This is a genomic window from Streptomyces sp. NPDC002055 (genome assembly GCF_040296705.1).
Lineage (GTDB): Bacteria > Actinomycetota > Actinomycetes > Streptomycetales > Streptomycetaceae > Streptomyces.
The window spans coordinates 1-14,126 of the sequence record NZ_JBEOXS010000074.1; the positions used below are offsets into that span (position 1 = coordinate 1).

At 71.6% G+C, this 14,126-nt stretch carries 13 protein-coding genes; 6 read left to right on the plus strand and 7 right to left on the minus strand.

Annotated elements, in window-relative coordinates; translation table 11 throughout:
• Positions 1-149: 149 nt before the first annotated feature.
• Positions 150-1,724: an FAD-binding oxidoreductase gene (locus ABT112_RS30535; protein ID WP_351515028.1), complete on the minus strand. Its 1,575-nt coding sequence runs from the start codon at positions 1,722-1,724 to the stop codon at positions 150-152.
• A gap of 283 nt (positions 1,725-2,007) precedes the next feature.
• Here ABT112_RS30535 and ABT112_RS30540 point away from each other — a divergent pair, with 283 nt between their 5' ends.
• Positions 2,008-3,510: a hypothetical protein gene (locus tag ABT112_RS30540; RefSeq protein WP_351515029.1), complete on the plus strand. Its 1,503-nt coding sequence runs from the start codon at positions 2,008-2,010 to the stop codon at positions 3,508-3,510.
• A gap of 326 nt (positions 3,511-3,836) precedes the next feature.
• On the opposite strand, the gene ABT112_RS30545 is transcribed toward ABT112_RS30540, so the two are convergent.
• Positions 3,837-4,007 (minus strand): hypothetical protein, encoded by a 171-nt coding sequence (locus ABT112_RS30545; protein ID WP_351515030.1) that lies wholly within the window; start codon positions 4,005-4,007, stop codon positions 3,837-3,839.
• A 107-nt stretch (positions 4,008-4,114) separates the two neighbouring features.
• On the opposite strand from ABT112_RS30545, the gene ABT112_RS30550 reads away from it, so the two are divergent.
• A complete protein-coding gene (locus ABT112_RS30550; protein ID WP_351515031.1) occupies positions 4,115-4,975 on the plus strand; it encodes an SCO4651 family lipoprotein in 861 nt (286 codons plus the stop codon).
• 208 nt (positions 4,976-5,183) lie between these two features.
• On the plus strand, positions 5,184-5,393 hold the full coding sequence (locus tag ABT112_RS30555; protein ID WP_502975494.1) for a hypothetical protein: 210 nt from the start codon (positions 5,184-5,186) through the stop codon (positions 5,391-5,393).
• A 231-nt stretch (positions 5,394-5,624) separates the two neighbouring features.
• Here the strand turns inward: ABT112_RS30555 and ABT112_RS30560 are convergent, their stop codons facing one another.
• Positions 5,625-5,996 (minus strand): metal-sensitive transcriptional regulator, encoded by a 372-nt coding sequence (locus ABT112_RS30560; protein ID WP_351515032.1) that lies wholly within the window; start codon positions 5,994-5,996, stop codon positions 5,625-5,627.
• A 206-nt stretch (positions 5,997-6,202) separates the two neighbouring features.
• On the opposite strand from ABT112_RS30560, the gene ABT112_RS30565 reads away from it, so the two are divergent.
• Positions 6,203-6,823 (plus strand): DUF47 domain-containing protein, encoded by a 621-nt coding sequence (locus tag ABT112_RS30565; RefSeq protein WP_351515033.1) that lies wholly within the window; start codon positions 6,203-6,205, stop codon positions 6,821-6,823.
• Between the two features lie 6 nt (positions 6,824-6,829).
• On the plus strand, positions 6,830-7,828 hold the full coding sequence (locus ABT112_RS30570) for an inorganic phosphate transporter (RefSeq protein WP_351515034.1): 999 nt from the start codon (positions 6,830-6,832) through the stop codon (positions 7,826-7,828).
• 501 nt (positions 7,829-8,329) lie between these two features.
• On the opposite strand, the gene pstB is transcribed toward ABT112_RS30570, so the two are convergent.
• The 4 genes from pstB to pstS all read right to left on the minus strand — a co-directional run bounded on the left by pstB (position 8,330) and on the right by pstS (position 12,432).
• Positions 8,330-9,106: a phosphate ABC transporter ATP-binding protein PstB gene (gene pstB, locus ABT112_RS30575; protein WP_351515035.1), complete on the minus strand. Its 777-nt coding sequence runs from the start codon at positions 9,104-9,106 to the stop codon at positions 8,330-8,332.
• A 24-nt stretch (positions 9,107-9,130) separates the two neighbouring features.
• Positions 9,131-10,207, minus strand: a complete 1,077-nt coding sequence (gene pstA / locus ABT112_RS30580) for a phosphate ABC transporter permease PstA (protein WP_351515036.1) — start codon at positions 10,205-10,207, stop codon at positions 9,131-9,133.
• Positions 10,204-11,193, minus strand: a complete 990-nt coding sequence (gene pstC, locus ABT112_RS30585) for a phosphate ABC transporter permease subunit PstC (RefSeq protein WP_351515037.1) — start codon at positions 11,191-11,193, stop codon at positions 10,204-10,206. The genes pstA and pstC overlap by 4 nt, the downstream gene beginning before the upstream one ends.
• A gap of 111 nt (positions 11,194-11,304) precedes the next feature.
• Entirely contained in the window at positions 11,305-12,432 is a 1,128-nt protein-coding gene (pstS, locus tag ABT112_RS30590) for a phosphate ABC transporter substrate-binding protein PstS (protein WP_351515038.1), read from the minus strand.
• 610 nt (positions 12,433-13,042) lie between these two features.
• Between pstS and ABT112_RS30595 the strand changes: the two genes are divergently transcribed.
• Positions 13,043-14,101, plus strand: a complete 1,059-nt coding sequence (locus tag ABT112_RS30595; protein ID WP_351515039.1) for a C40 family peptidase — start codon at positions 13,043-13,045, stop codon at positions 14,099-14,101.
• The last annotated feature ends 25 nt before the right edge of the window (positions 14,102-14,126 follow it).

A 14,126-nucleotide genomic window follows, 5' to 3' on the forward strand; every position in this document is an offset into this window, starting at 1 on the left:
CACCGTCGAGAGACGTCACGGCAGCGGAGAGCCGGAGAAGGCCATCCGGGCCAATCCGACCCCAGGCGCCGACAGGGACGGAGCAGCCTCCATGGGGGTGCATGATTCGGGAACTGCAGACGAACCCCGGGGAGCCGTGGCCCCAAGCGTCAGAGCGCCTGCGGGAAGTCGAAGAGGCGCTCAGGGTCGTACTTCTTCTTCAGCCGCGTCAGCCGGTCCGCGGCTGTGCCGTAGTAGGCCCGGCGCCAGTCCCCGAGCCTGGCGTCGGTGTAGTTCTGGTACGCCGCGCCCGAGGAGTGCCGCCGCATCGCCCCGTGCAGGTCGTCCAGCCAGGCGGTCTGGGTGGAGCCGCTGCTGTTCGCCGGGTACGAGGTCAGGTACTGCGCGAGCACCCGGGAGTCGCGGTGCACGAACGATGTGGCGCCCGTCGGGACACGGTTGATCGCCCCGCCGAGGGCGGTGAGCTGGATGCTGCCGGCGCCGCGGCCGCCGGACCGGCTGAAGCGTTCGGTCCGGTCGATCAGGACCCGGATGCCCGCGGCGCTGAGCGAGCGGTCGTAGAAGTCCGAGCGGGCGGTGTAGGTCTCGCGGGCGAGCTTGCCGCCGGCGCGGCGGCCCGGGGTGGCGCCCGGCAGATGGCACTGCTCGTTGCTGTAGTCCGCGCAGCCGGCGTACATGTTCATCGCGTCCCGGTACGCCCGGCGGCGCACGGACGCCGTGGTGGCCGGGGCGCCCACCCGGTCGATGAGCCGGTCGACGGCGTTCTTGAGCCCGCTGTACGAACCGATGGAGAACGCCGAGACGGTGATGCGCGGCGTGCCGCCCGCGGCGGCGCTGAGGTGGGCCGCGGACCAGATCTCGTCCGGCTGGCCCGGGCCCCACTCCTGCCAGGCGCGGATGACCTTGGCCGCCTTGGACCACGGCCAGCTGAGGTAGGCGCCGGCGGCGTCCGGGGTCTTGTGGGTGCGGAAACGGAGCTCGGTGACGACGCCGAAGTTGCCGTTGCCCGCGCCGCGCAGGGCCCAGAAGAGGTCGGAGTGCTCGTCCTTGTCGCACCGCAGGGTGCGGCCGTCGGCGGTGACGAGGGTGGCGCCGACGAGGCTGTCGCAGGTGAGGCCGTAAGCGCGGGAGACGACGCCGTGGCCGCCGCCGAGGGTGAGCCCGGTGATGCCGACGGTGGGGCAGGAGCCGCCGGGCACCGTGCGGCCGTGCGCGCCGAGGCGGTTGTAGACGTCGATGAGCTTGGCGCCGGCGCCGATGGTGGCGGTGCTGCCGGAGGTGATCCGGCCCAGCTTCGAGACGTCGATGACGAGCCGGCCGTTGCCGCTGGAGTAGCCGGCGTAGGAGTGGCCGCCGTTGCGTATGGAGACCGGCACCTTGTGGCGGCGGGCGAAGGCCAGGCACTCGGCCACGTCGGCGTTGTTCGCTATGTAGGCGACCGCGGCCGGACGGAGGGTGTCGAAGCGGGTGTTGTAGAGCTGGCGGGCGGTCGACCAGTTGGCCTCGCCCGGGCGTATCAGGCCGCCGCCGAGGCCGCGGTCGAGGGCGGCCCAGTCGGCGTCGGCCGGTCCGCGCCCCGCCGACGCCAGTCCGACGCCGGCCAGGGACCGGCCCACCGCCGCCCGTGTGGTGCTCACGGCCGCCTGGCCGGTCTCCGCGGTCGCGAGCCAGGCGGCGGTTGCCGCGGCTCCGGTGCCTGCTGCCAGCAGCGTGCGCCTGTCCATCCCGAATCGACCCTTCCCGTGGAGCGTTGATGCCCTGCCAGACGGTGTTCCGGGGGCCGGGGTTCCGTTCGGCGGCCGAGCGATCTGCGTCACAGAGCGGACCGGTCCACCGGTGTTTCCGCAGGTGATCACGGGGTTTCAAAGTAGTTCGAAATTCAGGCAGTTACGGAAAGTCCCACCCTGCCCGGACTGATCAGTAACATCCGTTCGACCAGTCTTCGGGCCTTCGCCCACCCCACCCCCGAGGGGAACTCCAGAATTGAACAGGGTTTCGCGCCCCGCGGTGTTGTCCGCGATATGCGTATCCGCGCTGCTGGCCACGGGCTGCAGCAGTGCCCCGCCGCAGTCCGGCGGAACCGGCTCGGCGGCCGGCGGCTCCGGCCGGTCCGCCGTCCGGGCCGAGGCGTCCACGGACCCCTCGCCCACCCTGCCCGTCGCGCCCGCCGGTCCCGGTGACGGCGACTCGGCCCAGGTCACCCGGACCACCGGCACCACCCGGAACGTCACCGGCAGCGGTGTCCGGCTCTCCTCCTACGACGCCGGCAAGCGCCGCGCCGTGCTGAGCGGCTCCCGGGGCCGCGCCCCGAAGGTGCGCACCGGTGACGTGATCGCGAGCCCGGCCACCCGTGAGCTGCCCAAGGGCGCCCTGGTCAAGGTCACCGAGGTGCGCTCCAGCGACGGCGAGCGGACCGAGGTGGCCACCGCTCCGGCCAACCTCACCGAGCTGTTCGGCAACGCGCAGGCGCAGGGGGCCGTCCCCGTCGACCCGGCCGCCTGGAAGGTCGAGCCGCTCGTCAAGGGCCTGGACGTCAAGCGCCGCCCGGGTGTGGCGGCCGGTGGCGGTACGGCCGGCGGCGGTACGGGCGGCAGCGCCGCGCCGTCCGCCCCGGCGAGCCCCGCCGGCACGCCGAGCGGCAGCGGCCCCTCCGCCGCCCCCGGTCCGGACGCCGCGCAGGGCAGCGCCACGCCGCAGCCCGGCGGCACCGCGAAGGCGCCGGCCGGCAAGGAGTACCGTCACCGGTTCGGCACCCTGCGTCTGGGGATGGACACCCCGCTGCCGCTCCCGGAGGTGCCCGGCGCCGCGAAGCCCGAGGTCGAGCTGGGCGGCTTCGTCGAGCTGAGCCCCGAGGTGGCCTTCTCCTACAGCCGCAACAGCGCCACCGACATCATTCCGGCCAAGGCCTCCGTCGAGCTCAAGGGCGGTTACAAGGCGGGCTGGCGGCTCAAGGGCGAGCTCAGCGCCAAGACCGGCCCGCTCCGCGTCCCGTTCGCCAAGCTCGCCGCCAGTCCGGTCATCATGGTCGGCCCGGTGCCCGTCGTCGTGAACGTCGGCCTCACCCTGTACTACGAGGTCAACGCCTCCGGCGAGGTCAGCCTGCGGATGAGCCAGGACGTCAAGGGCGCGGTGACCATCGGGGCGCAGTACGTCAAGGGCGACGGCTGGAAGCCGGACGTCCGCGCCGACGGCACGCCGACCCCGGTCTCCGCGAAGCTCACGGGCAAGGGCGAGGTCCGCGCCGCCATCGCGGCGGAGGCCGCCATCGGCCTCTACGACTCGGTCGGCATCTCCGCCACCTTCACGCCGTACCTGCGAGGCGAGGCCGAGGGCACCGTCACGCCCCGCTCGGCCCGCGGCAGCTGGGCCCTGTACGGGGGTGTGGGGCTCGACGGCGCGCTCTTCGCCCGGCTGGCCGTCTTCGGCACGCCGCTGTTCGAGCGGCGCATCACCATCCCGATCTTCCACCGGGAGTGGCCGATCACCAAGGGCCGCTTCCCCCGGGCCTGACCGGGTTCGACCGGACCTGACCGGGCCGGAGCGAGGCGGGCGTGCGGGCCCGTCGCGCAGCCCCCGGCGGTCCACCCCGCGCCCTGGCACCGTCCGACTCCTCGGACGGCGCCGGGGCGCGGTGCTGTCGGGCGGCAGCACCGACGGGCGCGGGGCGGAGGCGGGACCGGAGGGCGGACATCAGCGATAGAAAGGGTGCTGAAGGGCATTCCGGGCGGCTGTGCATCCGTCATCGGCGGAGCGGCGCTCCGGCACGCCTTCAGAAGACGTCCGGTGTGTCCCCTTTGTCGCGAACGGATCCCGTCGGGAGTCGGTCTCAGGGACTCTCAGGGGGCGGTGTGGCCCGCGGCGTCCTCGCGGGCCAGTGCCCGGGCGCGGCGCGCCGGGCCCGACCAGCCGCAGGAGCAGCGGGCGATGCTGAAGGAGCCCCGCTCGACGGTGCGGGTGTCGTGCCGCTCGTCGCGCGCGGTGTTGTCGTTGCGGGCTGTCCGGTGCACCGACCCACCGTACCGGCCGTGACGAGGGGCCCGGCACCGTCGTTAACCGAAGCGAGCTTTGGACCGGCTCATTTCCGGCTGGGCGTCTTTTCCGGGGGTACGCGGCGATGGTGGTGCAGCGGCACAGAGGGCGGGGCGGTGCCGTCGCCGCCGCGAGCGGCTTGCTGGTGGGGCTGGGGCTGGTGTCGACGGGCTGTTCCGGGATGGGCGCGGCCGCCGACGACCGGGGGTCCGGCCAGGCGGCCGGTGCCGCCGCGGTGCGGCGGGCCGCCGACGTCCTCGCCCGGTCCGGCAGTTCCCGGGTGCGCACCTCCATGGAGACGGCCACCGGCGGCACCCGGGTCACCATCCGCGGGTACGGGGCGTTCGACTACGGCCGCCGGCTCGGGCGGCTCCGGGTCGTGCTGCCGCAGGACGCCGCGGGCGGCGCGGAGCACCGGCCGGTCACCGAACTGCTGGCACCGGGCGCGCTGTACATGAAGGACCGCGGCGCCGGGGTGCCGCCGGACAAATGGGTGCGGGTCGACACCACCGGCCTCGCCGACGGGAATCTGGTCACCGGCGGGGCGACCGATCCGCTGTCGGCCGCCGAGCTGCTGCGCGGGGCGCGTGAGGTGACCTTCGTCGGCGAGGAGCGGGCCGGGGAGGGTGGCGTACCGGTCCTGCACTACCGGGGGACGGCCGACATCGCGCGGGCCGCCGCGGCGGCGTCCCCGGCCGCGCGGGGAGCGCTGCGGGCCGCCGCGCGGGGCTTCTCCGAGCGGCGGGTGCCGTTCGACGTCTTCCTGGACGAGCAGGGGCGGCTGCGGAAGGTGCGGCACCGCTTCACCTTCTCCGGCGGCGGCGGAAGCGCCGGTACGGAGGTCGTCTCGACGACCGTGCTCTACGGATTCGGCTCCGGAGCGACGATCGAACTCCCGGCCGAGCGTGATATCTACGCAGGGAAGATCGCGGTGCCGGAGGCGTAGCAGGTCAGCCTGTCGGGGACGAGGCGGCGCCGGGAAGCAGGCGCACGGGGGAAGGGGCGGGTGTCATGGGGCGCCACAGGGGCAGGGGGCCGATCGGGCCCGTGGAAATGGTCCGTCCGTGCCATGCGCGTGCTGTGCCGGGGTCCCTACGCTGGGCGGTGCGTGCTGCCCACGGACGGACGGCGCACGCGAAGCTCGCGAGGAGGAGGTGACGCACGTGTCCGTGTCCCGTGGTTCGACGGTGCAGGATGTCGTGGCCCTCGCCGAGATCGAGCTCTGCGGCGAGTTGATGATCGCGGCGTCCACCGCCGACGAGGAGCGGCTCAGCCCGGACCGCATCGACGAGGTGCTCCGTGGGGCGGTGGAGTGCCCCGAGGCGGCGGCGTCCGTCGGGGGAGGGCGGTGGCCGGCCGCCTGATGGCGCCCGGCCGGGATCACCGCTCCTCGGCAGCCGCCGGTGCGCACGCACCGCCGTCCGGTCCGGTCCGCGCAGCCGTCCGGTCCGGTCCGCGGAGCCATCGGGTCCGGTGCACAGAGCCGTCCGGTCCGGCGTGCGGAGCCGTCCGGCCGGTACACAGAGCCGACAGCTCCGGTACGCACAGCCATCGGGTCCGGTACGCAGAGCCGTCCGGCCCCGCACACAGAGCCATCAGGTGCGCAGGAGCCGGGCGATGGCCGCTGTGGCTTCCGTCACCTTGGCGTCGATCTCCTCGCCGCCCTCCTCGCCCTCTCCGCGGGCGGCGCTCTCCACCGCGGCGCTGGCCACGCAGTGCCGCAGGTGCTCCTCCAGCAGCTGGAGGGCGAAGGACTGGAGGGCCTTGGTGCCCGCCGATACCTGGGTGAGTATGTCGATGCAGTAGACGTCCTGCTCGACCATCCGCTGCAGCCCGCGGACCTGGCCCTCGATTCGCCGCAGCCGCTTGAGGTGCTGGTCCTTGCGCGGGCTGTAGCCGTGCGGGCCGGTGCCCCCGGCGGGCTCGGCGTCCGGGGTGTGGCAGGCGGCGGGCTCGGTGGTCGTCATGGGGTCCTCCCGTTGTCCGCTGCGTTGTCCTGGGCCGTGGCGTATACCCCTGGTGGGTATATGTTACCGAATGGGGCGATAGTGCCCGGGGGGCCCTGACGGGCTCCGCGAGCGATGGGCCACACTGAGGGAACGCCGGTTAGCCGTGGCCGGATGATGCGCCTAGCATCACCCTGACCGAATCCGATGCACCCCGAGGACCCCACGTGCGCTTTCGTCTGACCCCCAGGGAGACGAGCTTCTACGACATGTTCGCCGCTTCCGCGGACAACATCGTCACGGGCTCGAAGCTCCTGATGGAACTGCTCGGGGCCGATCCCGCCGCCCGGGCCGAGATCGCCGACCGGATGCGGGCGGCGGAGCACGCGGGTGATGACGCGACTCACGCGATCTTCCACCAGCTGAACTCCTCCTTCATCACGCCGTTCGACCGCGAGGACATCTACAAGCTGGCCTCGTCGCTCGACGACATCATGGACTTCATGGAGGAGGCCGTCGACCTGGTCGTGCTGTACCAGGTCGAGGAGCTGCCGAAGGGCGTCGAGCAGCAGATCGAGGTGCTGGCGCGCGCGGCGGAGCTCACCGCCGAGGCCATGCCGCACCTGCGGACGATGGAGAACCTCACCGAGTACTGGATCGAGGTCAACCGCCTCGAGAACCAGGCCGACCAGATCCACCGCAAGCTGCTCGCACAGCTCTTCAACGGCAAGTACGAGGCCATCGAGGTGCTCAAGCTCAAGCAGATCGTGGATGTGCTGGAAGAGGCGGCCGACGCCTTCGAGCACGTGGCCAACACCGTCGAGACCATCGCGGTCAAGGAGTCCTGACCCGAGGTGGACACCTTCGCTCTCGTCGTGACCATCGGGGTCGCGCTGTTCTTCACGTACACCAATGGCTTCCACGACTCCGCGAACGCCATCGCGACGTCCGTCTCGACGCGGGCGCTGACCCCGCGGGCCGCGCTCGCCATGGCGGCGGTGATGAACCTCGCCGGCGCCTTCCTGGGCAGCGGGGTCGCCAAGACCGTCAGTGAGGGGCTGATCGCCACGCCGACCGGCCGGTCGGGGATGGGGATCCTGTTCGCCGCGCTGGTCGGGGCGATCGCCTGGAACCTGATCACCTGGTACTTCGGGCTGCCGTCGTCGTCCAGCCACGCGCTGTTCGGCGGCATGGTCGGTGCGGCGCTCGCCGGAGGCACCGAGGTCATCTGGACCGGTGTCGTGGAGAAGATCGTCCTCCCGATGTTCCTGTCCCCGGTGGTGGGGCTGGTCCTCGGCTATCTGGTGATGGTCGTCATCCTCTGGATGTTCCGGAAGGCCAACCCGCACCGGGCCAAGCGGGGCTTCCGCATAGCCCAGACCGTCTCCGCGGCGGGCATGGCGCTCGGGCACGGCCTCCAGGACGCCCAGAAGACGATGGGCATCGTCGTGATGGCGCTGACCATCGCGGACGTCCAGGGGCAGGGCGACCCGATCCCGGTCTGGGTCAAGATCGCCTGTGCCGCGATGCTGTCGCTGGGCACCTACGCGGGCGGCTGGCGCATCATGCGGACCCTGGGCCGGCGGATCATCGAGCTCGACCCGCCGCAGGGCTTCGCCGCCGAGACGACCGCGGCCTCGGTGATGTACACCGCGTCGTTCATGTTCCACGCGCCGATCTCGACCACCCACGTCATCACGTCCGCGATCATGGGCGTGGGCGCGACGAAGCGGGTCAACGCGGTCCGCTGGGGCGTCGCCAAGAACATCGTGGCCGGCTGGTTCATCACGATGCCCGCCGCGGCACTGGTGGCCGCGCTGAGCTACTGGATCGTGAACCTGGCCTTCGGCTAGGCACTCCGGCCCTCGGACCGAGGCCGAAGCCCTCTGCCCTCGTCGGGCCGGAGGCTTCGGCCTCGGTCGTTTTCGGCCTCGGTCCCGATCCCTCGGCCGGTTCGCTCGGTCCGGCCGGTTCGCTCGGTCCGGGCGGTGCTCCGGCTTCGGTTGCTCCGGTTCCCGTGATCGCGGCCTGGGTCACCCCGGCCTGGGTCACCCCGGCCTGGTTCACGCCGGCATCGGTCACCCCGCCGCCGGTCACCCCGCCCTCGGGCCGGGGCTCCGGGGCGGGGCTCCGGGCGGACCGCACGTCGGGGGCCGCCCCTCCGGACAGAGCGTGCCGCGGGCCGCCCGTCCGGACAGACCCGACAGAGAAGGCGCCCGACAGAGAAGCCCCAGAACAGAGGCGCCCCCGAACACGAACAGAGAACGGGCCCGCCCCCGGGAGCCAGGGGCGGGCCCTTCGCCGTGCGGTGGCACCGCCATGCAGCACCGCAGGACGCTCGGTTCTCCGAGCCGTCAGCCGAAGCGGCCGGAGATGTAGTCCTCCGTGGCCTGCACGGACGGGTTGGAGAAGATCCGCTCGGTCTCGTCGATCTCGACCAGCTTGCCCGGCTGCCCGACGGCGGCCAGGTTGAAGAAGGCCGTGCGGTCCGAGACCCGCGCCGCCTGCTGCATGTTGTGCGTCACGATGACGATCGTGAACTGCTCCTTGAGCTCCCCGATCAGGTCCTCGATGGCGAGGGTCGAGATCGGGTCCAGGGCGGAGCAGGGCTCGTCCATCAGCAGGACCTGCGGCTCGACCGCGATGGCGCGGGCGATGCAGAGCCGCTGCTGCTGGCCGCCGGAGAGGCCGGAGCCGGGCTTGTTCAGCCGGTCCTTGACCTCGTTCCAGAGGTTGGCGCCCTTGAGCGAGCGCTCCACGACCTCGTCGAGCTCGCGCTTCTTGTACGAGCCGTTGAGGCGCAGGCCCGCGGCGACGTTGTCGTAGATCGACATGGTCGGGAACGGGTTCGGGCGCTGGAAGACCATGCCCACGGTGCGGCGCACCGCGACCGGGTCGACACCGGCGCCGTAGAGGTTCTCGTCGTCCAGCATCACCTTGCCCTCGACGCGGCCGCCGGGGGTGACCTCGTGCATCCGGTTGAGGGTGCGGAGGAAGGTGGACTTGCCGCAGCCGGACGGGCCGATGAAGGCCGTCACGGAGCGGGGTTCCACGGTCATCGAGATGTCCTCGATGGCCTTGTGGCTGCCGTAGAAGGCGGTGAGGCCGCTGACGTCGATGCGCTTGGCCATGTGAATCACTTCCTTGCCGTGGCCTCAGCGGCCGGTCTTCGGGGCCTTCCAGCGGGCGACGCCGCGGGCGACCAGATTGAGGATCATGACGAACGCGATGAGGACGAGCGCTGCCGCCCAGGCGCGGTCGAAGGAGGCGTCCGTGCCGACCTTGTACTGCTCGTAGACGAACAGCGGGAGCGAGGACTGCGCTCCGGTGAACGGGTCGTTGTTGATGAACGCGTTCCCGAACACCAGCAGCAGGACGGGCGCGGTCTCACCGGCGATCCGGGCGACGGCGAGCATCACACCGGTGGTGATGCCGCCGATCGCGGTCGGGAGCACCACCTTGAGGATGGTGCGCCACTTCGGCACGCCGAGGGCGAGGGACGCCTCGCGCAGCTCGTTCGGGACGAGCTTGAGCATCTCCTCGGTGGAGCGCACCACGACCGGCATCATCAGGATCGACAGGGCCAGCGCGCCGGCGAAGCCGGAGAAGCCCATGTCGAAGGTGAGGACCCAGGTGGACAGGATGAACAGGCCCGCGACGATCGACGGGATACCGGTCATGACGTCCACGAAGAAGGTGACGGCCCGGGCCAGCCGGCCCTTCCCGTACTCCACCAGGTAGATCGCGGTGAGCAGGCCGATGGGGGCGGCGATCAGGGTCGCGATGCCCACCTGCTCGAGGGTGCCGATGAGGGCGTGGTAGATGCCGCCGCCCGCGTCGGTGTTGGCCAGGCCCGCCATGGAGTGGCTCAGGAAGGCGCCGTCCAGCGCCTCCATGCCGCGGACCACGGTGGTCCAGGCCAGCGACACCAGGGGCACGATCGCCAGGACGAAGGAGACCCAGATCAGGCTGGTGGCCACCCGGTCCTTGGCCTGGCGGCGGCCCTCCACCTTCGCGGTGACCGTGTAGCTGGCGAGGACGAAGAGGAGCGCGGAGATCAGGCCCCACTGGACCTTGCTGTGCCAGCCGGCCGCCAGACCGACGCCGCAGCCGAGGGCCACCGAGAGGACGGCGATGCCGGCCGGGGCCCACCGGGGCAGCCGGGCGGTGGACAGCGTGTCCGGCACGGGGGCGTCCGTGACGGGGCGGGAGGTCGTGGTCGCGTTGCTCATGCGTTGGCCCCCGAGTACTCCTTGCGGCGGGCGATGATCATCCGGGCCGCGCCGTTGACCAGCAGCGTGATGGCGAAGAGCACCAGGCCGGAGGCGATCAGCGCGTCCCGGCCGAAGTCGTCCGCCTCGTTGAACTTCGCGGCGATGTTCTGGGCGAACGTGCCGCCTCCGGGATCCAGCAGATGGCCGGAGAAGAGGAAGCTCGGGGAGAGCACGGTGGCCACGGCCATCGTCTCGCCGAGCGCGCGGCCGAGGCCGAGCATCGAGGCGCTGATGATGCCGGAGCGCCCGAACGGCAGCACCGACATGCGGATGACCTCCCAGCGCGTGGCGCCGAGGGCCAGGGCGGCCTCCTCGTGCATCCGCGGCACCTGGAGGAAGACCTCACGGGTGACGTTGGTGATCACCGGGAGGATCATGACGGCCAGCAGGATGCCGACGGTGAACAGCGAGCGGGCGGGCCCGGTGCCGTCCTTGTCGAAGATGTAGGTCCAGCCCAGGTAGTCGTTGAGCCAGCTGTTGAGGCCGCCGAGGTAGGGCACCAGCACCAGGGCGCCCCAGAGGCCGTAGATGATGCTGGGCACCGCGGCGAGCAGGTCGATGACGTACGCCAGGGGCGCGGCGAGCTTGCGCGGCGCGTAATGCGAGACGAACAGCGCGATGCCGACCGCGACGGGAACGGCGATCACCATGGCGATGATCGAGCTCACGACCGTGCCGTAGGCCAGGATCGCGATGCCGAACTCCGGCGGGCTCCCCGCCGGGTTCCACTCGAAGGCGGTGAGGAAGTTCGCCTCGTCCTTCGCGATCGCCAGGCAGGCGCGGTACGTCAGGAAGCCCGCGATGGCCGCCATGATGACCAGCAGCAGGATCCCGGAGCCACGGGAGAGACCGAGGAAGATCCGGTCACCGGGGCGGGAGGCCTTGCCCTGGGGCAGGGACGCGGGCTGTGGCGGTGGGGCGGTCGCGTTGGGTGATATGTCCATGGATGGCTCCGGTCTGGTTGGGGGATGACCCCTGGCGGCGGTGCACCGGATGTGGGGTGACCCGGTCCGGCCGGCCCCGCCCGCTGGTGACGGGCGGAGCCGGCCGTTGGGTCAGGAGAGGGTCGGCACGGTCTCCCGGACCTTGGTCGCGATCTCGGCCGGCAGCGGGGCGTAGCCCTTCTCCGGGAGGATCTTCTGGCCGTCCTCGCTGGCGGTGTAGGTGAGGAAGGACTTCACCGCGTCGAGGGTCGCGGCCTTGTTGCCCTTGTCGCACGCGATCTCGTAGGTGACCAGGATGATCGGGTACGCGCCCTCCGCCTTGGTCGTGTAGTCGAGGTCCAGGGCGAGGTCCTTGCCCTTGCCGACGACCTTGGCCGCGGCGATGGCCTTGGAGGCGTTCTCCGGGGTGGACTCGACGGGCTTCGCGGCGCCGGTGTCCACCTTCACCGTGCTGATCTTCTGCGAGGTGGCGTAGGACTGCTCGAAGTAGCCGATGGCGCCCTCGGTCTGCTTGACCTGGGAGGCGACACCGGAGGAGCCGCTGGCGGACTGGCCGCCCTTCGCGGGCCAGGACTTCTCCGGCTCGTACTTCCAGTCCTGCGGGGCGGCCTTGGCCAGGTACTTGCCGAGGTTCTGGGTGGTGCCGGACTCGTCCGAGCGGTGGAAGGCCTGGATCTCCAGCGACGGCAGCTTCGCGTCCGGGTTCAGCTTCTTGATCGCCGGGTCGTTCCACTTCTTGATCTTCGAGTCGAAGATCTTGGCGATGGTGGGGCCGTCGAGGACGAGGTCGTCCACGCCCGGGACGTTGGCGCCGATGGCGATCGGGCCGCCGACCATCGGCAGGTTGATGCCCTGGCCGTTCTTGCAGACCTTCTTGGACTGGGCGACCTCCTCCGGCTTGAGCGCGGAGTCGGAGCCGGCGAAGGCGGTCGAGCCCTGGAGGAACTCGGTGATGCCGCCGCCGGAGCCGATGTCCTTGTAGTTGATCTGCAGGTCCTTGCAGGCCGTGGCGTAGGTCTGCACCCAGGCGTCCATGGCGTTCTTCTGCGCCGTGGAGCCGGAGGAGAGGAGCTGGCCCTTGCCGCCGCACTTGATGTTGCTCGCGGCCTGCTTGTCGACGCCGCCGTTCTGCGAGTTGTCGTCCGACCCGCAGGAGGTGAGGACGAGTGCACCCGAGACCGCGACCGCGCCGACGGTCAGGGCCCGCAGTCCGCGGCTGTTCCTACGCTGAAGCTTCACCTTGGAGTGTTCCTTCCTGAGGCCCGCCGGTGGACGGCGAAGCAGAGGTTGGGGTTCTGCATCCACCCGGCGGCACAGTGCTCACCGGTACGGCTGAAATTAGGGAGAGCAGATGAATCGGCCGACGGGGCCGAGTGAACGCGAGGTGAACCTCATCCGTCGGTGCGGCGACCGGGGGTCGGGGCCGGACGGGTGACACGGGGTGACGAGCGGTAGCCCGGGCGCCGTACAGGTTCAGTTTTATCCAGATCCGCCTCCGGCGCGCGCTGTGACCCGCGCAGCCCCGTGCCGACGGGCCGGGAGCGGTCCGCGGGGGCCCGGAGCGCCGGGGGCGGCGTCCGGCCCGGACGGTTCCCGGGTTGCGCACGGGCCGTGTCCGGGTGAACATCCGGCGGCCGTCCCCCGGCACCGCCCCGGGGACCGGGCCGGTGCGGCGCGCCGACGGACATCAAAACTTGAACCATTGGCCGGAACCTTTCGGGCCTTCCGCACCTCTGTCGGTTTGCGGAGAGGCGTGGCACCATCCGCGCGGGGGAAACGGGTTGTCGAAAGCAGCAACTGCTGAGCGACGAAAGGGCGGTGGCGGGTGACGCGGCTGGGGGACGGTTCGATGGGAGCGCGTGCGGGGGCTCGTGGGGCGGTCGTCACCGCGACCGCGGTGGTGTGCGGGATCGTGTCACTCGTGGTACCGGGCGTCGCCCACGCGGACCCGGCCGACCCGGCTCCCCGGAGCGACAAGCGCCTGGAGGAGGTCGCCAAGGAGGTGAACCGGCTCTACCGCAAGGCGGAGGCCGCCACCGAGGCGTACAACCAGGCCCGCGGCGAGTCCCGGAAGCAGTCCAAGGAGATCGTGCGGATCGCCAGGGCGGTCGTCGACGCGCAGAAGCGGATGGACCGGCTCAAGGCCCAGGCCGGGGCCCTGGCGCGGGCCCAGTACCGGGGCGGCAGCCTGCCCGCCGAGGCACAGCTGCTCCTGCGGAGCGACCCGGAGGAGTTCTTCCGGGACGCCGGCACCGTCCGCAAGAGCCAGCAGGCGACCAAGGGACTGATCACCTCGCTGTCGGCGACCCAGCGGGACCTCGACCGGTACGCGAAGTCCGCGAACGAGCAGTGGAAGAAGCTCGAGCAGAACCGGAAGCGCAAGGCGGACGCGAAGAAGAAGGTCAAGGCGCGGCTCGCGGAGGCCAAGGAACTGGAGTCCCAGCTCCGGGACGAGGAGCTGGAACGGCTGCGCGAGCTGGAGCGGGAGGCCGCCCGCAAGGCGCAGGCGAAGTGGATCGGCTCCGGCGTCCTGGACGACGCGGGCGGCGAGGCCTCGAAGCAGGGGCAGAAGGCGATCGCGTACGCGACCCGCCAGATAGGCAAGGACTACGAGTGGGGAGCGGAGGGCCCGCGGACGTACGACTGCTCGGGGCTCACCTCACAGGCCTGGCTCGCCGCGGGCCGGGGCATCCCGCGGACCTCGCAGGAGCAGTGGCGGCAGCTGCCGCGGGTGGACATCGAGGACATGCGCCCCGGCGACTTGATCATCTACCACCGGGACGCGTCCCATGTGGGGATGTACGTCGGTGACGGCACGATCGTGCACGCGCCGCGGCCGGGGCGTCAGGTGACGCTCGCCGGGGCCGGGTCCATGGAGATCCTGGGCGTGGTCCGGCCCGACAAGTAGAGGCCGCGGGTGGTCACGCCCGTGG

What these genes read in the sequence shown, in the direction of transcription:
- pstB (WP_351515035.1), bottom strand. Translation starts at nt 9,106, where the DNA reads ATGGCCAAGCGCATCGACGTCAGCGGCCTCACCGCCTTCTACGGCAGC.
- pstA (WP_351515036.1), bottom strand. Translation starts at nt 10,207, where the DNA reads ATGAGCAACGCGACCACGACCTCCCGCCCCGTCACGGACGCCCCCGTG.
- ABT112_RS30535 (WP_351515028.1), bottom strand. Translation starts at nt 1,724, where the DNA reads ATGGACAGGCGCACGCTGCTGGCAGCAGGCACCGGAGCCGCGGCAACC.
- ABT112_RS30595 (WP_351515039.1), top strand. Translation starts at nt 13,043, where the DNA reads ATGGGAGCGCGTGCGGGGGCTCGTGGGGCGGTCGTCACCGCGACCGCG.
- pstC (WP_351515037.1), bottom strand. Translation starts at nt 11,193, where the DNA reads ATGGACATATCACCCAACGCGACCGCCCCACCGCCACAGCCCGCGTCC.
- ABT112_RS30550 (WP_351515031.1), top strand. Translation starts at nt 4,115, where the DNA reads ATGGTGGTGCAGCGGCACAGAGGGCGGGGCGGTGCCGTCGCCGCCGCG.
- ABT112_RS30560 (WP_351515032.1), bottom strand. Translation starts at nt 5,996, where the DNA reads ATGACGACCACCGAGCCCGCCGCCTGCCACACCCCGGACGCCGAGCCC.